Origin of the sequence: Pedobacter sp. FW305-3-2-15-E-R2A2 (genome assembly GCF_038446955.1) — a bacterium.
Lineage (GTDB): Bacteria > Bacteroidota > Bacteroidia > Sphingobacteriales > Sphingobacteriaceae > Pedobacter.
Map to the genome: position 1 here is coordinate 5,520,085 of NZ_CP151803.1, position 25,662 is coordinate 5,545,746.

The window sequence follows — 25,662 nt, forward strand, 5'->3', positions numbered from 1 at the left end:
TTATCCCCGCATTTTATCCAGTAAATTATTTAAAAGCGTGGCTTCTTCCTGGGTCAGATTTTTGGAAACCGGTGCCGAAAGGTCAAGCTCTTCGTCCATCTTTTTCAATAGCGAGAGTCCTTTATCGCTGATCAGAATATCTACGGCCCGTTTATCGTTTGGATTTACTTTTTTGACGACCAGCTCTTTTTGAACCAGGCGCTCTGTAATCCTGGAAGCATCACACATCTTATCCAACATTCGCTCTTTCAGGAGGTTAATGGTAGAAGGTGCAGGATATTGACCCCTCAGAATCCTCAGAATATTGAATTGTTGCGGCGTGATTTCATAAGGTTGAATGACCTGCCTGAAATGTTCATTACACCAACTATAGGTAAACACTACATTTACAATCGCCTGCTGGTAAATGTTTTCAAATTTTGACGTTTTTGTTTCTTTCTGCAACTGCATCTCCAATCTTTTCATTAAGTATCGTTCTCTTCTTTTGGTTTGGTCTTCTTTTTACCAAATCCCCAGGGGCAATGTCTGCATTTATTCTTGCAACAATACCCTCTTTTCAAATGATAAGCTGCTGTGAAAACCATTAACCCATCTTCGTTAAGATAATAGTCTACCCCTTCTTCCATTTTAAGTAAGCAATTTAACTACCAAACTATTTTCATAATGGTTTTTTAATTGTAAACCATCCCCATGATTGGTCCAGACCTGCGTAGGCTTAACCTGCCCTATCGTATAAATGATGTCTTCCCAATCGGCATGATCAGAGACATACAACTGGATTTCATTGTTGTTCTGCAAGTGTTTCCATCCGGTCGCAAATACCCTGATCACATTGATCGCCCGGAAATAACTCCTGAATACCATCGGCGGCACAAGATAAACCATATTCGTTTGGTTGTTCTTCATCACCTTTCTGTCGTACATCTCATATTTACCCATGTCTATACCTTTCTGCTCATAAATCTTCACAAAAGGCATCATACTATGGTGTACCAATATCCGCTTTTCCGGACAATATTTATTCATCAGACTGATCAGACGCTGACATTTCCCCAAGGCATAAGCACCCAACATGATGTTACTTTGTGTCGCATTCAACTTCAGAATTTCTTCCTCCGCTGCAGGATGCCGGGTATTGGGATCTGCAAAAGTCGTCTCCGTGATCAGCACATCTGCCTGCACATATTCGATAGGCTCGCAGGTATCATCAGGTTGAAGCTTATAATCTCCGGTATACAGGTATTTAATCCCCTCATATTCCATCAGAATCATCGCAGATCCCAGGATATGCCCGGCAGGAATAAAGCTGATCTTCACACCGTTTAAAACGAATGTTTCCTCATAAGCTTTAAGGTGAAATTCGCCACCGGCAAATTTCTTATACCGGTGCTTCATAAAAAGTGCCGTAGCTTCCGTGCAATATACGTTCAGGTTTCCACCTATGGCATGGTCTCCATGGGCATGGGAAATCACCGCGTATTTTACAATTTCCTTAGGATCCAGATAAAAATCACCATATCTACAAAATAAACCTGTTTTTGTAGCAACTATAAAATCATCTAATATCATTAAGGAAGTATATTTAAAAATTGATGGTGAAGTTCCATCACTTGTATAATTAAAGAATCTGTTTCATTATTGCGGATCAGCATATCCGCCATTTTCGCCTTCTCCTCATCGGAGAGCTGTTTATCCATCCGGGCCTGAACTTGTTCTGCTGTTACCCCGTCACGTTGCATCACGCGTTGTAATTTGAGCGCTAAAGGGGCGACCACCAATACGTTCCGGTCGCACATCTGGTAAGAACCGCTTTCAAAAAGCAGGGCTGCTTCTTTCAGCACATAAGGCACCGTTGCCGGAATATCTTTTACCCAATGTTCAAATGCACGGAATACGGCAGGATGTACCAGCGCATTTAATTTCGCCAGTTCTTCGGCCTGATTAAAGACGATACCTGCAATATGTTTATTATTCAAACTGCCATCAGCAGCATAGCTTTCTGCTCCGAAAGCCGCTTTAACACCCGCAACCAGGATCGGATCGCTGACCATGATCTGCTTCGCTACTGCATCTGCATAAAAGACAGGAATGCCCAGGCTCCCGAACACCTTACACACCGTGGTCTTCCCACTTCCTATGCCTCCTGTTATTCCTATTTTTAACATTATTTTTCTATGATAAAATCAATTTTTGCTGGTTGTGACTGCACCAGCTTGCAATAATCCGGAAAGCGGATGAGCTTTACCCTCAGTTCATTGTGCTGAAAAATTTTCCACTCATTCATATCTACCACCGCCTCAATGAACTCCTCATTTACCTGCGTATATTTAGAAAGGGCAACCAATAGCGTAATCTTCACCTTTTTAGGGTAAAGTTTGACATTGTAATATTCTTTGTTATTGATGACTTTAACCGGAACCTCTATGACTTTTTCCGTGAATTCGTCGACCGGCAGTTTCACATCTACACTCGTCGGAAAGATGTTCACGTTCTTCATCTTATTTTGCATCATCGCTACCCTGGCCACTGTGGTCGCCTGGATTTTCTCTATTTTCAAAGTATCGGTATTCCATTCGTTGATGTTTCTAATGTCCTGCTCAGGGCCGGAAATGGTCACATAACTGGGATTGATCTGAATCTCATTCGAAACTCCATACTGTGGCATATAATGCAGGTTAGAGACCAGCTTTACAGGCACACGTTTCACCCTTCTTTCAGAAAAATCGAAGTAAAGGGTATCGGGTTTTACAGAAATGATCTTTTGAGAAGTCTCCAGTTGCCGGTTCACATTGAACAGCTGCTCAGAAAACAGCACAAAATTCCTGTTGTTTAGTTTTTCCAGACTGATGGAGATGGATTGAGGTTTAATCCGCAGACGGGCAAACAGCAACTGCCATCCCGTCCCTTCTACCTGTAAATCTACCGTGTCCGACTGCAAAGGATGGAAAGCTTTCTTCTGAGGGAAATTCCTATAGTCCAGCACCGTCTTTGCGGTATAGACATACTTGTTGTTCAAAGCCATGAACAGCCATGCACCAACTGCCAGGAACAGGCAGGTGACCAGCGCCAGAAAACGCTTTTGCTCTACTTTTGTGAGTTTGATGATTGGCATGGTGGTAAAGTAAACAAATATACTGAAATGCAAAAGCCGCACCAAACAAGGATGCGGCTTTTACCAGTATAGCTGAAAACCTATGCTTTAGGAGCGTCAGTTTTTGCAAGATCAACTTTAGGAGCTGCAGCTTTCGTTGCATCTAAAGAGATCGCAGTTTTATCAAAACGGATTTTAGTACCGCCTTCTACTTCGATTAAAAACGTAGTATCGTTCATATCAACGATTCTTCCGTGAATTCCGGCAGTAGTTACGATTTTATCACCTTTTTTCAAGTCTTCAACCAGTTTTTTATGGTCTTTTGCTTTTTTAACCTGCGGTCTGATCATAAAGAAATAAAATACGACCATGATTAAAACCATCGGTACCAGGGTACCTAGCATATTGCTGCCACCTGCTTGTAAGATTACTGTAGATATCATATTGTTGTTTATAAAATTTTTGTATTGCCTATTTTACTTCTTTAATCTCTCCGGTCAGGTGCAATTCTGCAACCGATGGATTGGCATTTGAAGTTACAGTGATCACCTTATCCTGCATTCCAAATTTACCATGGCTATCAAATACCACTTTAATCACTCCTTCTCCACCCGGTGGAATTGGCTCTTTAGGAGGTTCAGGAATCGTACAACCACAAGTCGCAGTAGCATTGCTGATGATCAGCGGGCTTTTACCTGTGTTTTTAAATTTGTAGCTATAATTCACTTTTTCTCCCGGAGCTATTTTACCAAAGTTATAGATTCCGCTATCGAAGGTGATTACAGGCGCATCTGCTGCTGCAACAGGATTTGCTGAAGCTTCAGTTGTCGCTGTTGAACCTGTAACTGCAGTATTTTCTGCAGGAGTTTTTGCTGTGTTTTGCTGGCATGATGCAAATGTCATCGCTGCAATTGCCAATAACAAGATTTGTTTCATAATCGTTATTCTTCTATAAGTCCGCGACCGATTTTATGGATGCTGTCTGTCCTTTTCAGGTCACCTAAAATTTTGTCCAAGATACCGTTAATAAATGAATTACTTTTCGGAGTACTGTAATCTTTTGATAGATCCAGGTATTCATTAATCGTTACCTTAACTGGTATAGATGGGAAGTTTAACAGTTCACAGATGGCCATTTTCATCAAAATGGTATCCATTAAAGCAATCCTTTCCGATTCCCAGTTTTTAGTACGCTCTGCGATCAGGTCCTGATATTCCTTGTTGTTTTTCAAGGTATAAACAAAAAGGTCTTCGACAAACTTCTTATCTTCATCCCAATCCTGACTGATTGGCGTCAGTTTATTTTTACGTGGATCTTCAGAGGTGAAATTCTTCAAAGTCTTGGCCACCATTCCCTGCATCACTTCTTTATCTACAGACCAGTTGATAAACTTATCTTCAAAAGCCTGAATGATGTTGTGGCTTTTCAAAATAATCTTTCTGAAAATGTATTTGATAATGGTTTTGGATTCCTCCAGGCTGTTGTCCTCATCGGCAAGGTAAGCCAGGTATTCAGGAGTGGTTTTCAAGGTATTGAAAATACCTTTTACAAATTCCGGGTCAGACAACCAGTTGATCTGGTATTTGTTAACCATGTCAATAAAGGCCGGGTTCTCTTTCAATGTAACCGCAAACTTATTGTGGAGCAGTTTCATGTTTGGATTGAGATCCTCTGCTGTAGGCAAATGTTTATTTGACCTTTCTGTAGCATCCGTGCTAGTGTATTCCGTGACCTCAACAAGGAGCGAAAGCATCCAGATGTACATTTCGTACACGCTGTCAATACTCTGCATTAATGCTTTCTTTGAAGAAGCTAAATCTCTCTTGTCTGTCATCTGCCATGCAAAAATATTCTGCAAAGCTTTAATTCTTAAGTGCCTTCTGTTTAACATGAATGTAAGAACGAGTGGTAAATTACCGGTTTATTAAAATTGTTTATTAAAATGATGATTTTATTTTTTTGATGTCGATGATTCTTTGTTCAGCAATGCGGTTCGCAGCCCATATCGTTGGGATGTTGTCTTTCTTAGACATTTTAATCACGTCGCGCGTGGCATTGTAAATGTTCTCTGTCAGCTGTATCGTCCGTTTCTTTCCGAAACCGGTTAATTCAGAATAACAGCTGATTAATCCGCCGGCATTGATCAGGTAATCGGGCGCAAATAAGATTCCTTTATCCAATAACAGTTTACCGTGTGTCTGCTCATCTGCCAATTGATTATTTGCAGAACCTGCGATAATCGCAAACTTCATTTTAGGAATGGTCTTATCATTTACGGTAGCTCCTAAGGCACATGGTGCATAAATATCTGCATCAATTCCAAAGATTTTATCCGCAGCAATAGGTTTCGCTTTATAAGTACGTGCTACATGTTGTAACCGTTCTTCATTGATGTCACTGATGTATACTTCTACATTTTCAGCCCTCAACAACTCTACCAGGTGCTCTCCTACATTTCCTATCCCCTGCACTACTACCGAGCGTCCTGCCAGCATATCTGTTCCAAATACTTCCTTTACACAAGCTTTAATCCCAAGGAATACGCCTTTTGCAGTATGTGGTGCCGGGTTACCTGCCCCACCTAAAGATTCAGGAACTCCGGTAACATGACCTGTTTCCATACGGATATACTCCATATCTTTTGTGGTCGTTCCCAGATCTTCTGCAGTAATGAACTCTCCATTCAGGTTTTTGATGAACCTTCCGTAGCTGCGCATCATCGCTTCCGATTTTCCTTTTCTGGAATCCCCGATAATTACGGCTTTACCACCGCCAATATTCAGGCCTGTGATCGCAGCTTTATAGGTCATTCCTCTCGATAATCTGAGTACATCTTCCAATGCTTCAGCCTCTGTAACGTAATTCCACATGCGTGTTCCGCCTAAAGCCGGACCAAGCGTGGTATCATGAATGGCTATAATTGCCTTCAAGCCAGTATCGGGATCATTGCAAAAAACGACCTTTTTATGCCCTGCGGCACTTAATTGGTCTAAAACTGAATTCACAAGAGAACTATTATCAGGCATATAATTTTGTTTATCAGATATGTCGCAAAACTAGCATAAAAAAAACATTATTTACACTGTTTTAACCAAAGTCTTAAAAAAAATTACCTTCATTTGGCTAACTTTACCAACTCATGAAACACCTTAGATTCTTAAACAAATACTTCTATAAATATAAATGGTGGATTATTCCGGGGGTATTTTTTGTAATCATCTCCAATATCTTTGGTGTAATCCCCGCTCAGGTTATCGGGCATGCCTTTAATCTAATTACAGAAAATATACAGATCTATGGCTTGTTCGAAGGTTTCGAACGCCGCAGCATCATCTATGACATCTTCAGCACCAGCCTGTTTTATTTCGGTTTATTGGTGCTGGTCCTTTATTTAATGAGGGGTCTCTTTTTGTTTTTCATGCGTCAGACGATTATTTTAATGTCAAGACATATAGAATATGACATGAAAAATGAGATCTACGCCCATTATCAGGAACTGAGCCTCGGTTTTTACCGGAGAAACAATACCGGCGATTTGATGAACCGTGCAACCGAGGATGTCAACAGGGTCCGCATGTATGTAGGTCCGGCAATCATGTATACGATCAATACGGCAGTACTCTTTATACTGGTGATCTATGCCATGTTCTCGGTCAACAGTACACTAGCGATTTTCTCCTTGCTTCCTTTACCAGTTCTGGTCGTCATCATTTATTTTGTCAACACCCTGATCAATAAAAGAAGTGAACAGATCCAGGAACAACTTTCCAGGCTGAGTAGTTTTGTTCAGGAAAGATTCTCCGGAATCCGCGTCATTAAATCATATGTAAGGGAAAGCCATACCAAAGATGTATTTGCAGCGGAGAGCCAGGGTTATAAAGACAATGCTATGGGGCTGGTAAAAGTCCAGGCCTTATTTTATCCAACCATGTTGTTACTCGTTGGACTGAGTACCATCCTTACCGTTTATATTGGCGGGAAACAGGTGATCGAAGGATCGATCAGTGCGGGAAACATTGCGGAGTTTATCGTATATGTAAATCAGCTGACCTTTCCGGTATCGATGCTGGGTTGGGTAACGACCCTGATCCAACGCGCTTCCGCTTCTCAGAAAAGGATCAATGAGTTCCTGCAGCTGCAACCGGACATCACTTCCGGCAGCAGCGAAATTGTTCCTCTAAACGGAAATATTAGTTTTGAAAATGTAAGTTTTACCTATCCCGATACCGGAATCCAGGCTTTAAAGGACATTAGCTTTGAGATCGAACAAGGTCAGTTTGTCGCCATTATTGGCCGCACAGGCTCTGGAAAATCAACACTTGCCAACCTGTTGATGCGCATGTACGATGTAGATCAGGGGAAAATAAAAATGGACGGAACCGCGATTGGCCAGCTGAACCTGCAGCATTACCGCAGTCAGTTTGGGTTTGTGCCTCAGGAAGTTTTCCTGTTCTCCGATACGATCAGAAATAACATTGCCTTCGGACTGGATCAGGTAACAGAGGAAGAAGTGATAGATGCGGCCAAAAATGCAGCAGTGTATCAAAACATCATCAATTTCGACCTTAAATTTGAAACCATGCTTGGGGAAAGAGGAATCACCCTTTCCGGTGGCCAAAAGCAACGGGTATCCATCGCCCGTGCCTTAATTAAAGAACCTAAAGTCCTGATCTTCGACGATTGTCTTTCCGCAGTAGACACCCGTACAGAAGAAGAGATTCTGAATAACCTGGGAAGAGTGATGAAAGGAAAAACAAGTATTCTCATTGCTCACCGGATATCAACGATTAAAAATGCCAATAAAATCCTTGTTTTGGACGATGGCAGGATCATTGAACAAGGTACACATAGAGATTTACTCCAATTGGGAGGTGCTTATGCTGAAATGTATCAAAATCAATTGCTGGAAGAGGAGACTTCTGGTAATTCTCCGCTGACATAAGGACTTAGAAAAATGAAAACACTCATTTTAGGGTCCTCAGTAGCACAAAAAGCAATAAAATAACGATAAATTAACAATTTTGCACTGACGAAAGGTATTCTGTGTAATTTTCTATTTTGAAGTTTAATAATTATTGCTTTATATTTACCCGAACCAAAAACCAAGATCAATACCAACCATGGGAGAATTTGACAACAAAGAGAGAGAAGAGGTTTTTTCGAAGAAAGTAAGGGCCGGTAAAAGAACGTACTTTTTCGACGTAAAAGCAACAAGATCAGGAGACTATTACCTAACTTTAACTGAGAGTAAAAAAAGACTGGAAGACGGTGTTTTTGTAAAACATAAAATCTTCTTATATAAAGAAGACTTTGAGAAATTTGCAGAAGGATTAAATGAGACTGTTGACTATATTAAGAGCCACCAGGATGTTGTAGAAAAACGCTACGAGTATTCTGAGAACCACGAAGGCGCAGGAAACAAGAATCACAATGATGATTTTTCTTTCTAACATATAAAGAAAAGACAATGCCCCTTATGAAACAGGGGCTTTTTTATGCCCTAAAAAAAACGACCATATTCAATATATGGCCGTTTTGATTTGCTTGGTTACCCAAGGGAAATTATTTTAGCAACTCCTCCAGTTTATCGTGTAGTGCTTTACCCCGCAGGTCTTTCGCCACGATGATTCCGTTTGCGTCCACTAACACAGAATGAGGAATTCCCCTTATGGCATACAGCTTCACCATCGGGCTTTCCCAGTACTTTAAATCTGAAATCTGATACCAGGTCAGCTGATCATCAGCAATTGCTTTTTTCCATGCGGCAGCGCCTTCGGTTTTGTCCAGTGAAACACCCAGCACGTTCAAGCCCTTTTCATGAAACTTAGCATAAGCAGCAACGACGTTCGGGTTCTCCTGTCTGCATGGTCCGCACCATGAAGCCCAGAAATCAATCAAGGTATACTTTCCTTTTTTAACCACCTCATTTAAGGAAAGTGTTGTTCCTTCAGGGGTTAATGCACTAAAATCAGGCGCCTTAATTCCCAGAGCTACTCTGGAAAGATCGGCCAGACGTTCTTTAACTTTAATCCCATAAGTACTCGTTTTAACCACCTTAGCAAGACCGTTGTAAACAGGTTCAGTAACTGATGGTTCGATATCTCCGTTAAAAATCAGATACGGGGTATAGTAAGACTGAGGATTTTTAAGGATAAAATCATTTGTCAGCTTTGCCTGTTCTTCTTCCAGTTCGTCGAATTGTTTACTGATCGTCTTAACCAGCTCTTCATTTTTCGCGGTACGTGCATCACGATACTCCTTATTCAGACTTCTGATTTTAGCGGTTGTCGGCGCCATGATTGCAGTATATCTCTGGTAGTCGTCATGAGCCGAAGAACCGGAAAGCGTAACCTTGGAAAGGTCCTCAGCATCGCCTTTCAGGACCATAGAGGAATTGTCCAAAAAAGCATTGTACCTGATGCGCTTATTTTCTATCCTTAAACTGTAAAAATCAGCTCCGTTTTTCACCCGCCCTTTCAGCTCAAACCTGTTGTTTTTTACCGTTTGAAAAACAGTATCCATTTTACGTTGGTCGATGCTATGTATCAACATCACCTTATCTCCTTCTTTTAAGCCGGTCAGTTCCCCTTTAATGGTAAAACCTTTTGTATTTTGTGCATTGACTCCCGCAATACCTGCCAATGAAACTATGGCCAAGGAAAGCATGGAAATTTTTAATGTCTTTTTCATTTGTTGTGTTTTATGAGCTTATAATAATTCAATCTTATCCAATAATTCCTGAGACAGCTTCTGAATTTTGGAAGTCTCCGCATCCGCCAGCAATCTCGATTTTTTTGCTGCTTTTAAGCCTTCCTCTTTCTTTTTCAGGGAGAGACATACTTTAGCAAACGTACTTTGGATGGAATATTCCTCAGGTGCCAGTGCTACGGATCGCTTTGCCAGCAGGTAGGCCTGCTCTAAAATTTCGGGATTTGAAGCCGCTTTATAATCTGCCCTTCTGGCCAGAAAGCTCAGCTTTTCAGCATCTGTTTTTAAGATCCCTTTTAGCGCTGCATCAGTAACCTTTTTATAGTCGGCAGTTCTATTTTGTTCCAGGTAAAAATCAGCTTCCAGCATTGCTCCTTGTTTTCTACGGTCTGCCTTATCAGAGGTATTGAAAAAAGCCAGTTTCTTCATGAAAGCAGGCTCATCTTTGGCATAAATGTATCCGTACATACTGCTGCTGATCAGGCGGTCTGTTAGTTCTTCTCTTTCTGCAACGCTACTCCATGCAGCGAACCGGGCTTGATTTGCCATGAAATAAGCACCCAGACGATCCGTTTCAGATCTGGCCAGGGCCTTTACCGCTTTCCATCCCAATGCAGAATTCAATTCTTCCGCTGTAATTTTTGCAACGATGTCTTTCCCGATATTATCGGCGGTTCCACGTTCTGATTTTTGTAAGGTCAGGTAATAGTCCAATACGAAAGCGAGGTCTCTCTGTCCGGATTCGTATTTCTTCTTCATCGAGGAGAAATTTCTCCCTGGGTCTGAGGCCATTTTCCCTTCTTCCAGAAATTCAGCAACAGGCATCCTGGAAGCGGTTCTATGGATTACTTCTCCTTTATCATTGACAAACAGGAAAGTCGGAAAAGAGCGCACATTGTATTTTTTCGCCAGAGCAATCCCCTCCCCTTTTTCCATATCAATTTTAGCATTGATGAAATTCTTGTTGAAGAAAGCCCCCACAGACGGATCTACAAAGACATTCTGATCCATCCATTTACAAGGCCCACACCAGGAGGTATAACAATCTATGAAGATCAGTTTATTTTCGGCAGCAGCCTTTTCCGTAGTTTCCTTCCAGTTTGAAGTCTGGTTAAATTTAATGCCTTCCTGTGCTTTTATGCTTCCGCCAATTAGTAGAAGCAGGATCGTGGTTATATTTTTTATGGTCATATGTTCTTTGATATAGGTTTAGAAGCCTGCATCAACTATCGCCTGTTTATAAGGCGGCAACTGATTGCAGGTTCCTTTATTTTATGAATTTGATTCAGGTGATGGTTTAACGGTCGTACACCGGTATCGAAGGATTAAATTCCAGGACATTCGGTGGCAATGGAAGAATATACCGCTTATCATTTGCCGGTAAAGTATAAGTTTCCGTTCCGTTCTTATGGGTCACTGTTTTTGCAAAACGGGGATCTTTATTCAATCTTTTCAAATCGATCAGACGTGTACTTCCCTGATAAGGAGTTTCTCTTCTTCTTTCTTCGAGTGCCATCCGCAGTGCCTCATCTTTAGTTGCTGCAACCAGTGGCTGATTACCTGCGATACGCATGTTTCTCAATTTGTTCAGATGCTGTAAAGCGACCTCTTTACTTCCCACCCTTGCCTCACATTCTGCGGCGATGAGGTAAAGTTCCGGTGTACCAAATCCATGATTAAATTCTACATAAGCTGCCCAAAGCTTTCTTCCCGGAAAAACAGTGATTGCTCCGCCAAAATTGGCTTGTCCGTCGCAGAAGAAAAGTTTTAAACGCTGATCTGTAGCATTTGCCGGCAGGTCCTTTTGATAAACATCCAGTAAATCGGCACTTGCATACAGTTCCGTAAATACATGTCCGTTACTGGAAGAACCAAAACGGCTCCAGATACTTTCGTTACTTTCATTGGGACGAGGAAAGACAACCGTCTGGTCTGCGATGGTACAAACCCTTCCCCAGGTTCCCTTTTTGTTCGTATAAATGCGGTAATCAATCAGGTTACTATTTAGTTTCAAGGCCTCATTTGCATTCTCCAGCGCCTCTGCATATTTCCCCATATACAGGTACATCCGGCTTAAAAATGCATATCCCACACTCTTTGTCGGGTGGAAATTATTAGGAGCCCTCAGTGATAAATGAGGAAGTGCTTCATCCAGATCCTTCCGGATCTGAGCGTAAACCTCCGCAACCGTACCTCTCTTATACTTCACATTGATATCTTCCGTCAACACCAGAGGCACGCCCAAATCCGTTCCTGCAGTGGCCGGATCGTAATGTGCGGCATAAGCATTTACAATGGTCAGGTATTCGAATGCCCGGCCAATTTGCGCTTCCGCTTTCAATTGCATCCGATCAGCCAGCGTTCTGTCTTTTACATTTTCTATATTATTGATAATGGTATTGTAAACAAAGATATGCTCATAGGCGGCTTCATAAAACTGGTCTGATTGACCGGCTTCAAAAATACGCCCAGGTTTAAACTCATATAAATTTCGTTTAAAGAGGTCGTAACCTTGATAATCAGCAGATTTATTGGGATCTTTTACTTCCCCGGATTGTGCATCATCCGTTAAGTAAACGGGATATGATGAAGAAACTCCATATAGCGAAGAATTATTTAATAACCTTTCGTAATCGTCATAAAACTCCGGGATCGTGTACCCTTTGGGTTTTATATCCAGATATTTTTTACATCCGGATAGGGCAACTATGGTGATGAATAAAATGGTGAATATCTTTTTCATAATGGTTTTGAATTAAAAATTAGCAGAAAGACCAAAGGTGTAAGTTGGCGGAAGCAGGATTCCTCTCGTAGGAGGAGAAAGCGGGCTAAACGCAGAAGAATTAGTCGTTCCCAGCCATACTTCCGGATCCAGGTTTTGCTTATTTGCCGACCAACGCCATGCATTCTGTACCTGAAGGCTAAACCTAAGGCGCTGAATGTGATTCCTTTTCAGCAACGCATTCGACAGGTTATAGCTTAAAGTGATGTCACGCAGTTTGATGTAATCCGCCTTTTGAATCCCCTGATTTCCCGCTTCCCAGATATTGGTGATGACAGAACTCGCGGCCGAAGTAAAACCCGGTGCTATTCCCGGAATAGACTCATCTCCAGGTTTTTTCCAATAGTTCAACGCATTCCTATCCATATTACTGGTATAGTTTAACTCCGCGTATTTGGTTAAATAAGGGGCGTAGACATCACGCATCACATGCCCTCCGTAATAGATGAACATAAAGAAGAGGTCGAAATTCTTATAACTCATGCTATTGGACAAAGAAACCGCATAAGGAGGAGTTGCAGTCCCTTCGTGAATCAGGTCAGATATCGTCAACTGATCGGTACTTTTAACTTCCTTTCCCTCTTTGGTTAAAGCAATGGGCTTTCCTTTATCATCCAGTCCTTTATATCGAATACTATAAATTGAATTCATCGGGACCCCTACTCTATTCTGGCCCTTATCAATATAAGAATATACGCTCTTCCCTTCATTTTCCAGTTTGGTCAGGACGTTTTTATTATAGTTGAAATTCAATGTGGTATTCCACTTAAAATCACGGGTAGTCAGATTTGTACTGGTTAACGAGATGTCTGTTCCACGGTTTCTCATGCTTCCATAATTCAGCATCACAGAGCTCCAGCCAATCGTAGGATCGGTGGTCTGAAAACCCAGAAGATCAGTCGTAGATTTATTATAAAACTCAACAGATCCGAAGAACCGGTTCTTAAGGAGACTAAAATCAAAGGCAAGATTGGTTACATTGGTCTTTTCCCAACGCAAACCAGAATTTGGCGGACTTTGAACATAAGCCTGCGATTCGTTCGTGTTGGAATTAGGTCCCGCATCCCTGGTGATCATATAAGGACCATTCAATTTGGAGATATTACCATTGATACCATAGGTACCACGAACGCTAAGGCGATCCAGCCAGTCGTTCTGATTTTCAGAAATCACATACATTAAACCTACAGACCACAATGGTTTGTATTGGTATTTAGGATCTGTACCGAACAAGTTAGACTGATCCATACGAATACTGGCGCTGACAGTGATCTTATTGTCATAGGTATAAGAACCATTACCGTAGAAAGAGACAAACCTGTTTTCGGTAGAAGCGAATCCTTTCTCGAGCCTGTTTAATTGAAAACGATTATTGATAGACTCTGTGCCTAGTGTCGCTACCGCAAGTGCAGCTTCATTGATCAACTTATAGCTCAGGTTAAAATCATCGTATCCATATTTGTAGATGTTTGTGCCTGAGCTCTGAATCTTACGTTGTTCTGCACCAGCAATCATTTCCAGACGATGTTTACCAAATAACTTACTAAAATTAAGCTGGCCCCTCAAGGTGTGGGAGTTTTTATCACTGCGGATTTCACTCAGCTGTCCGCCAACTGGAATCAAATTCGTGATCGTTCCATCAGGTTTGATCAGCGTCGCATCGTTGATCTGCGTTTTTACGTTATAGGCATTTCTATTATAATATTGTTTGAAATACTCATCTGTTCTTTCCTTTTGATAAAGCAGGTTCAGCGACAGCCCATCTATGATCTTAATATTTGTTCCTATATTGATATTCAGGTAATTATTCTCGTTGTTTAAATGTTTGGTATTCATTTCATTTACAGGAGCAAAATTTTCGTCCTGCAAGCGCAAACCATTCAGGCGGTCTATTTCAAACTGTGATTTGGAATTTAACCAGTTTACCGGATTGCCCTGTCCATCTCTCAACATAAAGTAAGAAGCTTTACCTGCATTCAACATCCCCACTCCACTGATTCCATTGTCGTAATCCTCCTTCTGTTTGCTACCCAGTACCCCAATGTTCAGCTTCAACCATTTGTTCAGATTGAGGGTATTGTTGAAATTGAACCCAATCCGGTTAGTGCTTTGCTCCCGCTCATAGGGATTCGATCCCATGTAATTGCCACTAAAATTATAGGTGTAAAAATCTGAACCTCCGGATAAGGAAAGGTTATGTTGATGATCTATCGCAGTCTTACGGATAAACTCATTGACGACCTGGTCATAACGATCGTTATTCCGGTAAACATCCAGAGCCGTTTGTAATTCTGCTTCCGTGATGTGCCCCTCTCTTTGTTCGTAGAATAATTTATAGACATCATTCATTGCTTTACGCGGGTCTATCGCTGAATAAGAACCTGAACGGTAATTGAACATTTCCCTTTGAAAATCTACCAGCTCTGCACTACTCATTTTGTTGGCATAGCTTCGGTCGGGAAGCGGTGTAAACTGGATAGTTGCGTTATAACTAACTTTTAAAGGGCCTTTTTTACCCCTTTTAGTATTGATTACAATGACCCCGTTTGCAGATCTCGCTCCGTAAATAGAGGCTGCGGTAGCATCTTTCAAAATGGTGACACTTTCTACGTCGGCAGGATTTATAGTCTGAGGGTCTCCCTCAAAAGGCGCACCATCCAGCACATATAACGGAGCGCTTTCTCCGCTTATGGTGGAGATTCCACGGATTTGTGTTTTTCGTACGCCACCAACTTTATAACTGGTCAATCCGGCAGACATGCCCTCTATACGGTCCATGATATTCGCTTGTAACTTTCCACTCAGGTCTTTATCGGCATTGATTACGCTGAAAGAACCCGCTGCACGTTCTTTTGGAATATCCTGGTATCCGGTAGATACCACTGCAATTTCCGACAATAAACCCGGGTTAATTTCCAGTGTGATGGTCATCGGACTTCCCTGGTTTGCAGGAACTTCTTTTGATTTATATCCAATATAAGAAACCACCAGGATGGCTTTATCATCTACCGCATGGAGCTCAAATGCCCCGTCCGTATTGGTAATCGCGGTCTTCTTCGTATTCTTTACCTGCACGGTCGCACCCGGCAAAGGACCTCCGTTCTCATCAAGCACCTTTCCCTTTAACTCGATAAAACTGATGTAATTTTTCATCTGCTCCAATACAGAGAAATCCTTTTTCTTGATCACGACCGTATTTTCAATGATCTTAAAGCTGAGGTCCTGGTCCTGAAAACAAGCTTCCAAAGCGTGTTCCAGTTTGACGTTTTCCAGATTCAGGTTTACTTTTTTTGCGGCTTTAATCAAATCACTGTTGTACAGAAAAGTGAATTTTGTCTGTTTCTTGATCGACAACAATACCTGTTGCAAACTCGCATTGTTTTCATGCAGCGTCACACGCTGTCCAAAGCTACTGGCCGCAGCCTGCAGCAGCGATATGGTGATCAATATTGCTATCAAATTAATCCGCATAATAATTTGTCTCCTGGTTGAGGAATTTATACCTGGAATCCAGGTATAAATGGCCTGAAATGGTTTAAAATATGGCGCAAGGCATGGCCTGTCCATACCTGTTGAAGTATTAAATAAATACATACATTTGTAAGGTTGGGTTAAATAAGTAAGGTCTATTGCTACATGTTTTTCATCCCGATTTATCGGAACAAATGGAAGAAATGGTTAACCCAACATTGATCCTGGTATCAACAGGATTTCGACCGGGGAAGTGCTTCAACACTTTCCCGGTTATTTATGGATTAACATTTCAAGATTCCTACTCTCTGACTGGTAAATTTCTATTCATCTTTTTTTGTTTATGGTTTATGATCTGTTGATTAAAGCGATACCACAATTTTATTCCTGGTATTGGTTTGCTTTTCTATTTTAAATTTCACGTTCAGATACCTCAGCATCTCCAGGAAAGCAGCAGCATTGACGCTCCTCCGGACCTCCCCGGTAAATGAGATTGGCGGAATATTTCCTTCGTAGACCACGTCTACATTGTACCACCTGGAAGCCTGGCGCATGACGCTCTTCAAATCGGTAGCATTAAAAAGAAACAACCCATTTTTCCAGCTCATCACTTCTTCCGTGTCTACTTTGGTTACAGACAGCCGGTCTTTTAAAACCGCCTGCTCTCCGGGTTTGAGCAACACCCCATCTTTTGCGTTTGCCGGTGTAATAACTTTCACACGACCTTCCAGCAAAGTAGTCCTGACGGCGGGTTCATCGGCATAAGCGTTGATGTTAAAATGTGTACCCAGCACTTCAACTTCCTGTTTAGACGTCATGACAATGAAAGGAACACGCTCCTGTTTTCCTTTTTCTTCTTTTAGCTGTTTGGCGACTTCAAAATAAGCCTCTCCTTTTAGTTCTACTTTTCGCTCATTGAGGTGGTCAAAGGTCAGGGGAAATCTCAAGGAAGATCCTGCGTTTAACCAGACCTGGGTGCCATCCGGCAATACAACCTGATATTGGCCACCATGTGGTGTCGTAATGGTATTATAGGAATTGGGTTTATTTACATTGGAAAGGTGATAGACCAACTGGCCATCTTTGGACTTGGAAATGTCTACCCCCGACTGGCTCGCAAGGGATCCGTTCTTCGCATCCGACAATGAAATCTCCGTTCCATTGTCAAGGGTCAGGATTGCCCTGTTTCCACCAGGAACTATTGTTTTGGCAATGGCCATCTGTTCTGCAGCGTTATTTTTGGGTGCCCTGGACACATAAAAAAAGATTCCAGCAGAGAGACTAAGCAACAGCACCGCAGCAGCAGCAATCTTTGGCCATAAAGAAATGCGGCGGGGACGTTCTTCCGGAAGCTGTAACCTTTCCCAGACCTCGTCCAGGTCATGACTGCGTTCGTCCATGCTTAAATCCGAATTTAAACTGGCCGTTCTGCTCAGATGCCAGCTTTCCATTAAAGCCTGCTCCTCTTCAGTACAATTACCGGATAGGTACCTGTCTAATAGTTCTTTTGCATCTGGTTTTTCCATAGTCAGAAAGGGTCATGTTTGCCCTTATAAAAACAACAGACAGGTAAGTCAGCCGGAGGGGGTAAATAAAAATGAAAAAAGATTTAGGGAGGGCTCACTTAGACCTAACAGAGGATTCACTTAGACTCAATAATGAGAAATTAAAAACAGGAATACCATCAAGCCCAGCTTAATTCTCAGTATTTTCAAGGCATGCTGCACGTGTTTCCTTACCGTTTGCTCAGAAAGATCCAGCTGTTCTGCAATTTCCTTATGACTCAACTGGGATTTTCTGCTGAGCTCAAAAACTTCCTTCATCTTAGGAGGTAAAGCAGAGATTTCCTTTTCTATCAAAACCGTCATTTGTTTTTCCCTGACCAAATGGTCCGTCACACATATCCCTTCATCGATAAAAGCTTGCAGAGAACTCAGGTATTGGGAAGCGATCTTCCGATGGGAAATCGCATTGAAGACGCGGTTTCGAACTGCAGTATACAGGTAAGCAGAGAGATTTTCAGGGAAAGACAAACTTTCACGTTTGGTCCACAAGCTGGCAAAAAGCTCATGAACAATGTCCTTCGCCTCCTCACGATCCTGCATCCACTTATACGCATGGATGTGCAACAGCCATATATACCTGTTGTAAATTTCTGTGTAGGCTTTTCTATCCCCCGACTTTAATAATCCGGCCAGTTCGTTGTCCGATATCGCCTGATAATTAAGCATTTTGTAATCTCCCCAGGGCGAATATAGTAATTATGGGCTTATTCAAAAAAAGAACTCCCATACCGGATGACCAATATGGGAGTTCTTTGCCATGCTGTTATGACTTATTTCATCAGCTCTTCCAGCTTTTTATGCAGTTCCTCTCCTCTAAGGTTGGCCGCAACAATTTTCCCCGCAGGGTCAATCAGGTAATTCTGTGGAATTCCTTTTACACCATATAGCTTTGACGCCGCATTGTTCCAGCCCTGAAGATCACTCAGTTGAGTCCAGGTCAGGCCATCTGTTTTAATCGCATTTAACCAGTTGTCTTTCTTACCCGGCTGATCCAGGGAAACACCAAGAACCGTAAAGTTCTTCTCTTTATACTTGTTATAGGCAGCCACTACATTTGGATTTTCCGCGCGACAAGGTCCGCACCAGGAAGCCCAGAAATCCAGCAACACATACTTTCCACGAAACTCAGAAAGCTTAACCGGCTTATCATTCACATCATTCTGCGTGAAATCAGGCGCAACAGCACCAATTGCGGTAGACTTGGCAATCTCTATCTGTTTAGCAAAATCTAACCCGGCCTTACTTTCTCTCAGACGTTTGCTCAGCGCCAAAAATTTAGGCTCTACTTTAGCCACCTCCATATCGTACTCCGAAGATTCCTTTAAAGCCACCAGACTAAAATAAGAATCAGGATGCTGCGCGATAAAGCCTTCCTGAATTTTCAACTTTTCATCCGCCGCTGGCTTATGTCTGCTTTGTAAGCTCTTTACAAATTCTTCTTTTTGCTTTTGTTCATTACTCGCCGCCGCCCATTCCGCATTCAGTCCGTTAATGACCTTTTCAGGAGCTGCAACTGCTTTCAGATATACCACATGCTCCGCATTGATCGGAGATCCCGTGATCAGCGCATTTTTTACAGAATCTTTGGCTTTTAAAGCAATCTCCCCTTTATCCAGGTAAAAGGAAAGGATATCCGGATTTTTTGAAGCCGCATTTGTTCCCTGATGATTAAGCGTAATTTTAGCAGAGGTCGGTCCGGCGACTTGTCCTTTGAAGTTAAAAGTTCCGTTTTTAAGGATAGCGGAATCTTTAACCATTGCCCCATCCTGACGATAGCTCAGGTAAGCTTTTGAGCCAGCAGCGGCCTTTGCTACTGCTCCTTTTAAATTAAATGCTGCATTTTGCGCATTGGCCAATACAGGAACGGCACATATTAGTGTTAAAACTAACTTTTTCATTTTCATCATTATATATTTGTTTTTTTAGCGGTTATGAAGCTATCATGATCTTGATATACATCTCTTTATGTGATCTGTAAGATCATGATGGTTTTGTTGATTGATTTGGTTGAATTATTAATTGTTAAATTTCTTATTTGTAAGCGTCAAACTTCTCTCTGTAGGTATTCCCCATCGCCTGAATGTCCCAGCCCTCCGACTGAAGATAGGCGACAAAGGCTGCATACTTTTTAGCCCTGGCCGGACTATCATCGAGGTATTTTCTTTTGATGTTTTCTTTTGATTCCAATGCCAGTAACTTCATCCAGGAAGAGAAATCGTTCTCAAAAGAACTGGAGCCTGAAGCTTCAATAAATCCTCCCGTCATGGCAAGCAACTCATACGCGGCATCTCTTTTTTCAGCGTCTTTATCTTTATCATACTCTTTTCTGATCTTATCCACAGCAGCACCACTATCATAGGCCTTTCCTGCATCTGCAAATGCTTTTACCGGTTCAGGAATACGAAGCGTAATCATAGAAGAGAGCTGTGACCATATGGCGTTGCTCAGCACGGAATCCTGATAATAGTGTCGCTCGGGATTCCCTACAGGCAAAGCATTGGTCATTTGATTTGGCCAACAGATCACAAGCCTGCTCCTGCCTATCTTTTTGATATTCTCGGCAGAATATCCCCTTCCATAACTCTTCACAAAGAATAATTCCAGTGGAAAAAATGCTTTTGCATATTTCGGAGCGACACCAGACATCAATGCCTTCGTGTAAAGGATCGCACTCTGCCGTTCCTGATCGGCGATTTTCTCTACGCCAAAACGATTGAAAGGATCGTTATCAAGAATCGCATTCGTCACTTCTTTCCAATCTTTAAAGTCCATCCGCATCCAGATATTATAACTCTGATATAATTCCTTCACCGCAGGATCTGCATCCGCCGGAGGCGAAAAGGTATGCTCAAATTTTAAATCTTCCGTAGGACGGATCGCTTCTTCCTTTTTGCAGGACCACAACAGAACTGCCAGACTAAAGGCTATAAAGTATCTATTTTTTAAGTTCATATTTTTTAAATTTAGGCTAAGCTTATCTCTTGTTTAATGGCATTTCCGGGCTATTGATTTGTTCGGACAAAGGGATCTGAAGGACATAGCGTGGATCTTTCTCTTTTAAAGTATATACCTGTCCGTTTTTATAGGTATGCGTTATGGAAGGCTTACCCAATCTCCTCAGGTCAAACCAACGCAACCCTCCTTCAAATGCCATTTCAATCCGACGTTCTTCATAAATGCGCTTCAGAAGCTGATTCTGATCCGAGAAGTCGGCCAATTTCAATGGTACAAATTCCTCTTTCTTAATCCTGTTGACCAGCAGGTTATTCAAATCTGTAATCGCCGGTTCCAAACGGCCCAATTTTGCATACGCTTCAGCACGCATTACATAGGCCTCACTCACCTTAAGTCCAATATGATAACTGCCATTTTCCTGCTTGGCAAACATGTTATAAATGGTAGGGCCGGTCTGAATGCCATCCGCAGTAGTCAGGTCAGCAAAAGAATCGAAAATGTACCTTCTGTAATCCTTAACACCGTTCCGGCGACATAGATCCAGTAGTTCAACCGATGGCTTGCACGCGGCCATCCCATGGTAAAAGATATTGTTATTTGCTTTTCCGGCCATAAAGAACAAAACCTCGTTCTTGTAATCAGAATCAATCATTCCGTAATTGCTCATAAAGGCTTCACTTTCCCTATCCTTCCCATCAATATGTGCCTGAGTCTCATTCATATTAAACAAACTCCTGGTATTCATCACAATAGTTGATGCTGCGATGGCACCTTCGTAATCTCCCATGAAAAGATTTACCCTCGCCTTAAACAACTGAAGAGAATTGTAATTGAACCGGAATTTACTTTTCAGTGGTTTTCCCATCAGCAGTGCCGAAGCCTGATCGATATCCATCTGTATCTGGTTCCATACTTTCTCAATGGATACCCTGACATTGTTCTGTGTATTTTGATGAATGTCTACAGCTGTTAACGGCATAGGTACCCCAGGCTCCGACAGTGTTTCCGGCGCATAAACATCCGCATATAAATTCAGAAGATAGAAATAACTGAATGCCCTCAATGCATATGCTTCTCCTTTTACTGTTTCAAAAAGCACCTTTTCCGAAGCAGAAGGACTGCGTTTGGAAAATTCATCCAACACCGTATTTGCATAGTACACGGATTTGTACAACTGTCCCCAATAGGGATCATCAGCCACTCCTTCCAGCTGATGAGTTGATGCCCAGACAAACCAGGGTTCATTAGCACGGTCCAGCGTAGAACTTGTTTGCAGGTTGACAAAAGCATTATCCGTCATGAGTTCTGTTTTAAAATAGAAATCCTGTTTCGGATATCCTCCAAGTAATACAGATTCATAGTCGGCAATCGTTACCGGCATCATGCTGTTGACCGGCTTGATGTCGAGCATTTTCTGGCAGCTGGAAGACAACAGGATCAGCATACCTATAAAATTCAAATAAAATATCTTTTTCATAATTTCAAGCTTTAAAACTGTACAGATAAAGAAACAGAGTAAGAACGGGGCAATGGCAGGAAGGTATTTCCAAAGGAAACATTTGCGGTTCGGGTATCATTATAGTTCATCAACGAGCCGGTAGATTCAGGGTCCTGCCCTTTTAGCGCCTTATTTTTCCATACATGAAGGTTATTTCCCTGAAGCATCAAACGGATGTTCTGAATCCCCTTCGCCCGGAGTGCGGGTGTAAAAAGGTCATAACTCAGCGAGAGGTTTTGTAAACGGACGAAATCACCTTTAACAGTCCTCAAGTCACTATTGTCATACATATTTCCATTATAAGGGCTTGTTCCGGTTACGGCAAGGTCCCATGGATCCGACTCGAGCTTTGGAACATTGGTATGCAATTCATCCCCCGGTTGTCTCCACCTTTGCGCCCATTCTTTTGACATGTTCTGCGTCGCATCAGGAAAGCCCAATGCATATCCCTGAGAAAGGTTACGCAAACGGATAACATTCCCGAAATTCCCAATCAATAAGGCAGAAAGGGTAAATTTCTTATAGGAAAAAGTATTGGTTAAACCTCCCTGGATCATCGGCATGGTGGTCCCGGAATAGGTCAGCCCATCAACCTTGTTCATTCCATATAAAACCTTTTCTCCTTCTTTAGTGGTATAGAATGATGCCCTTCCATCGGCATTAAGGCCAGCATAACGATAAGACCAAAGCCCGTTTATGGGTTTCCCCACCACTGCTGAAGCCGCAAAATTGGTTCGTTGTGCACTGGTCAGGCTGCCTACTGTAGGTACAGAATATACTTCCAGTACTTTGTTTTCATTGTAGCCCAGGTTCACATTGGTAGACCATCGGAAATCTTTTCCATCGATATTAATGGAATTTAAAGACAGCTCAAAGCCCTTATTCCTCATCGACGCCCAATTCACCTGGATAGAGTTGAATCCGGAAACCTGTGATACCTGCTTGGTTCCTAAAAGATCAGTCCCCCTTTTGTGGTAATATTCGATGGTACCACTCAATCTGCGCTTCCATAAACCAAACTCCAGGGCCAGGTTCGTGGTGTAGTTCATCTCCCATTTCAGGTTTGGATTTTTAGGCGCAGAAATCACGAGGTAGCCTTCTTTATTGATCACATCCGTAGTCCCTATCCTCGCTACCAAATCAGAATAAGCCTGTGAGGCCACATTCCCCTGACTACCATAAGAGCCTTTTAAGGTCAGATAGGTGAGCCAATCCTGATCCTTTAGGAAATTCTCTTCTTTCATCTGGTAGTTTAATCCCAATGCCCACAATGGCTGAAAAAGCTTATTTGTCTTTATCCCAAAACGGTTTGATCCGTCCGTACGGGCATTCAAGCTCATCGTATACCGGTTTTTATAGGTATAGCCTGCTACCCCAAAATAGGATACCGCAGCGGTCTCGTTCAGGTTCTCGGTCCAATATGGAATTCCCATGGTCTCCATGAGCTCAAATTGAGGAACCTGCTGATGACCCCGGTTGTGTACATATCCATAGATATCTGTACTTACCTCTTTATATTTAGAAGTTCTGATCTCCTGACCAGCCATCACATCAAAGCGATGGTCTTGCCCTATGACAGGCATAAAGGAAAGCTGATTTCTAAAAGTCAGGGAGTTGTTGTTATTTGACCTGTCCTGCCTGAAACCTCCGTCAAACCATATTGGAACGCCAATATAATCGACGGTTTTAAACATGTCTCTTTTTCGCGCACGGACAAAATAGCTATCCTCGGTAGCAACATCCTCATCTACGGTGTTTTGCTTTGAAAAAGAGAATAAACTGGTAAAAATCAGATCCGGGATTAATCTCCATTCGAGATCTACCGTCCCCCGCATCCCAAAGTTTTTGGAAGTTCTCCAGCCTTGCTCCCTGTTTTCCAGAAAGTTGTATTTAAGACTGTTGTAGTACAAATGGTTATATCCTCCATTTTCATCAAATACATTTTGTGCCGGAGTGCTATATATTGCCCATTCGTAAGGGTTTTCACGGGAATCGGTGGCAAAGAAACTATTGTTTTCTCTTGCATTAATGTCCAGCATTCCCCCGATCCGGATGTTGTCCCTTAGTTTCGTATAGACTTTAACCGATCCGGTATAAGTTTTCTGTCCGACTTTTTTTGCGGTAGCCTGATCATCCATCATGCTGCCCGACAAATAAAAAGTGGTTTGTTCTGTTCCCCCGGAAAAGTTCAGACTGTGTTTATGGGTAAAAGCATTCCTGAATAAATGTTTAAACCAATCTGTATTTACGGTTTCCAGCTGTTTTACTTTATCATCAAATTGCGCCCAGGTCAGCTTCCTATCATGTACATCTATAAAATAGCGTTCAAAATCAGATACCGTTCCATACTCGCCTGGTTTGGTCGTACTCGTGTTCAGGATCCCCCTGGAAATCATTTCCAGGTTTACATTTGTCCGTTCTTTTGAGTTCATCATATAGGCATCAGACATCTGAGGGCGCATGTTCACAGAAAGATGACTGGAATAACTAATCCTGGTCTTCCCGGAAACTCCTTTTTTAGAGGTGATGACAATTACGCCGTTTGCAGCTTTTGTTCCGTAAATGGCGGTTGCTGCGGCATCTTTTAACACATTGATCGACTCGATATCGTCCACATTGATCCCCCCGATTCCTGAAGCAATCAGGTTTCTGTTGTTCATAATGTCATCTACAGATACATTCAATGGATCGTCCAGGATAATTCCATCGACCACCCAAAGTGGCTGAACATTCCCACTGATGGTAGAAGTCCCCCGAATTCTGATCTGAGGGATGGCTCCCGGTGCTCCGGAAGTGCTGACAATCGTTAATCCGGGAACCTGCCCCTGTAACAGTTTATCGATATTAGGCTGATTGATGGTTTTCAATACATTCATATCCACGGTCGTAATGGAAGAGGTCAATCTGCGTCTTTCGATTTTCTGATACCCGCTCACCACAACTTCGGAAAGGTCCGACATATCGGCTTTAAGCTTAATCAGAAGCTGATTTCTGCCTTTCAAAGGTTCTTCTTTGCTGATGTAACCGACACATGAAAACAGCAGCACAGCATCTCCGTTTGGAACACTGATGGCAAAAGCGCCGGACTGATCTGTGGCTACCCCTAGCTTACTGTTTTTGAGGCGAACACTGATTCCGGGTAAAGGAAGGCCATTCTCATCGGTCACCTTTCCCTTTACTTCGATATACAATGGCTTTTGAACCTGTGGTTTCCGCTGCACGACGACCGTATTTTGCTGGATGACATAAGTGATGGGCTGATCCTCAAAACAGACCTCCAATGCCTCTTTTAAGGATACATTCCTGAGTTTAACATTTACTTTTTTTACGCCTTCCAGCGTTTGAGCGGTATACACAAAGTTGTAGCCACTTTGGATCCGCAGTTCTTTAAAAATTTTATCCAGAGAAGCGTTTTGCTCAGAGATGGTAATGTTCTGGGCAACACTTTTTGCGGCGATCTGGAAGAAAATGGTCGTCATTAGAAGGATGGTTAACTTCATGATTCGCAGTATTTTATTTTGGGCATAAGCAGGCCGCTTAGACCTCAGGAGATCGTAAATATTCATTACATTTGGGTGGTTTGGTTTGTTG

At 42.2% G+C, this 25,662-nt stretch carries 21 protein-coding genes; 2 read left to right on the forward strand and 19 right to left on the reverse strand.

The features are described 5' to 3' along the window. The 9 genes from AAFF35_RS22395 to AAFF35_RS22435 form a co-directional block, all read right to left on the reverse strand. Entirely contained in the window at positions 1 to 465 is a 465-nt protein-coding gene (locus AAFF35_RS22395; RefSeq protein ID WP_342328770.1) for a MarR family transcriptional regulator, read from the reverse strand. After that, positions 465 to 626 carry a DUF5522 domain-containing protein gene (locus AAFF35_RS22400; protein ID WP_342328771.1) on the reverse strand — a complete coding sequence of 54 codons (162 nt, stop codon included), beginning with the start codon at positions 624 to 626 and terminating at the stop codon, positions 465 to 467. The genes AAFF35_RS22395 and AAFF35_RS22400 overlap by 1 nt, the downstream gene beginning before the upstream one ends. Position 627: 1 nt before the next feature. Next, the gene (locus AAFF35_RS22405) at positions 628 to 1,569 is read right to left on the reverse strand and encodes an exonuclease (protein WP_342328772.1); all 942 of its coding nucleotides are present in this window, start codon (positions 1,567 to 1,569) and stop codon (positions 628 to 630) included. Next, on the reverse strand, positions 1,569 to 2,165 hold the full coding sequence (gene coaE, locus AAFF35_RS22410; protein WP_342328773.1) for a dephospho-CoA kinase: 597 nt from the start codon (positions 2,163 to 2,165) through the stop codon (positions 1,569 to 1,571). The genes AAFF35_RS22405 and coaE overlap by 1 nt, the downstream gene beginning before the upstream one ends. Then, positions 2,165 to 3,112, reverse strand: coding sequence for a CdaR family protein (locus AAFF35_RS22415; protein ID WP_342328774.1), 948 nt, complete (start codon positions 3,110 to 3,112; stop codon positions 2,165 to 2,167). The genes coaE and AAFF35_RS22415 overlap by 1 nt, the downstream gene beginning before the upstream one ends. Positions 3,113 to 3,192: 80 nt before the next feature. Then, positions 3,193 to 3,534 (reverse strand): preprotein translocase subunit YajC, encoded by a 342-nt coding sequence (gene yajC / locus AAFF35_RS22420; protein WP_342328776.1) that lies wholly within the window; start codon positions 3,532 to 3,534, stop codon positions 3,193 to 3,195. A 28-nt stretch (positions 3,535 to 3,562) separates the two neighbouring features. Next, the gene (locus AAFF35_RS22425) at positions 3,563 to 4,027 is read right to left on the reverse strand and encodes a DUF1573 domain-containing protein (protein ID WP_342328777.1); all 465 of its coding nucleotides are present in this window, start codon (positions 4,025 to 4,027) and stop codon (positions 3,563 to 3,565) included. A gap of 5 nt (positions 4,028 to 4,032) precedes the next feature. Further along, entirely contained in the window at positions 4,033 to 4,983 is a 951-nt protein-coding gene (nusB, locus tag AAFF35_RS22430; protein WP_342328778.1) for a transcription antitermination factor NusB, read from the reverse strand. Between the two features lie 46 nt (positions 4,984 to 5,029). Beyond that, the gene (locus AAFF35_RS22435) at positions 5,030 to 6,118 is read right to left on the reverse strand and encodes a Glu/Leu/Phe/Val dehydrogenase (RefSeq protein ID WP_074606233.1); all 1,089 of its coding nucleotides are present in this window, start codon (positions 6,116 to 6,118) and stop codon (positions 5,030 to 5,032) included. A 113-nt stretch (positions 6,119 to 6,231) separates the two neighbouring features. Between AAFF35_RS22435 and AAFF35_RS22440 the strand changes: the two genes are divergently transcribed. Continuing rightward, positions 6,232 to 8,034 carry an ABC transporter ATP-binding protein gene (locus AAFF35_RS22440; RefSeq protein ID WP_342328780.1) on the forward strand — a complete coding sequence of 601 codons (1,803 nt, stop codon included), beginning with the start codon at positions 6,232 to 6,234 and terminating at the stop codon, positions 8,032 to 8,034. Between the two features lie 178 nt (positions 8,035 to 8,212). Further along, positions 8,213 to 8,542 carry a DUF3276 family protein gene (locus AAFF35_RS22445; RefSeq protein ID WP_069377834.1) on the forward strand — a complete coding sequence of 110 codons (330 nt, stop codon included), beginning with the start codon at positions 8,213 to 8,215 and terminating at the stop codon, positions 8,540 to 8,542. A gap of 112 nt (positions 8,543 to 8,654) precedes the next feature. Here AAFF35_RS22445 and AAFF35_RS22450 read toward each other — a convergent pair whose 3' ends face one another. The 10 genes from AAFF35_RS22450 to AAFF35_RS22495 all read right to left on the reverse strand — a co-directional run bounded on the left by AAFF35_RS22450 (position 8,655) and on the right by AAFF35_RS22495 (position 25,571). Next, positions 8,655 to 9,782 (reverse strand): TlpA disulfide reductase family protein, encoded by a 1,128-nt coding sequence (locus AAFF35_RS22450; RefSeq protein WP_342328781.1) that lies wholly within the window; start codon positions 9,780 to 9,782, stop codon positions 8,655 to 8,657. An 18-nt stretch (positions 9,783 to 9,800) separates the two neighbouring features. Then, positions 9,801 to 10,991 carry a thioredoxin family protein gene (locus tag AAFF35_RS22455; RefSeq protein ID WP_342328783.1) on the reverse strand — a complete coding sequence of 397 codons (1,191 nt, stop codon included), beginning with the start codon at positions 10,989 to 10,991 and terminating at the stop codon, positions 9,801 to 9,803. Positions 10,992 to 11,097: 106 nt separating this feature from the next. Continuing rightward, positions 11,098 to 12,543 carry a RagB/SusD family nutrient uptake outer membrane protein gene (locus tag AAFF35_RS22460; RefSeq protein ID WP_342328785.1) on the reverse strand — a complete coding sequence of 482 codons (1,446 nt, stop codon included), beginning with the start codon at positions 12,541 to 12,543 and terminating at the stop codon, positions 11,098 to 11,100. A gap of 12 nt (positions 12,544 to 12,555) precedes the next feature. Beyond that, positions 12,556 to 16,176, reverse strand: a complete 3,621-nt coding sequence (locus tag AAFF35_RS22465) for a SusC/RagA family TonB-linked outer membrane protein (RefSeq protein WP_342328786.1) — start codon at positions 16,174 to 16,176, stop codon at positions 12,556 to 12,558. Between the two features lie 239 nt (positions 16,177 to 16,415). Then, a complete protein-coding gene (locus AAFF35_RS22470) occupies positions 16,416 to 17,579 on the reverse strand; it encodes a FecR domain-containing protein (protein WP_342328787.1) in 1,164 nt (387 codons plus the stop codon). A gap of 126 nt (positions 17,580 to 17,705) precedes the next feature. Continuing rightward, complete coding sequence (locus AAFF35_RS22475; protein WP_342328788.1) at positions 17,706 to 18,284, reverse strand: RNA polymerase sigma-70 factor; 579 nt, start codon at positions 18,282 to 18,284, stop codon at positions 17,706 to 17,708. A gap of 104 nt (positions 18,285 to 18,388) precedes the next feature. After that, positions 18,389 to 19,516 (reverse strand): TlpA disulfide reductase family protein, encoded by a 1,128-nt coding sequence (locus tag AAFF35_RS22480; protein ID WP_342328789.1) that lies wholly within the window; start codon positions 19,514 to 19,516, stop codon positions 18,389 to 18,391. 133 nt (positions 19,517 to 19,649) lie between these two features. Next, on the reverse strand, positions 19,650 to 20,570 hold the full coding sequence (locus tag AAFF35_RS22485; protein WP_342328791.1) for a hypothetical protein: 921 nt from the start codon (positions 20,568 to 20,570) through the stop codon (positions 19,650 to 19,652). Positions 20,571 to 20,592: 22 nt separating this feature from the next. After that, the gene (locus AAFF35_RS22490) at positions 20,593 to 22,050 is read right to left on the reverse strand and encodes a RagB/SusD family nutrient uptake outer membrane protein (RefSeq protein ID WP_342328792.1); all 1,458 of its coding nucleotides are present in this window, start codon (positions 22,048 to 22,050) and stop codon (positions 20,593 to 20,595) included. Between the two features lie 11 nt (positions 22,051 to 22,061). Further along, positions 22,062 to 25,571, reverse strand: coding sequence for a SusC/RagA family TonB-linked outer membrane protein (locus tag AAFF35_RS22495; RefSeq protein WP_342328793.1), 3,510 nt, complete (start codon positions 25,569 to 25,571; stop codon positions 22,062 to 22,064). Between the last annotated feature and the right edge of the window lie 91 nt (positions 25,572 to 25,662).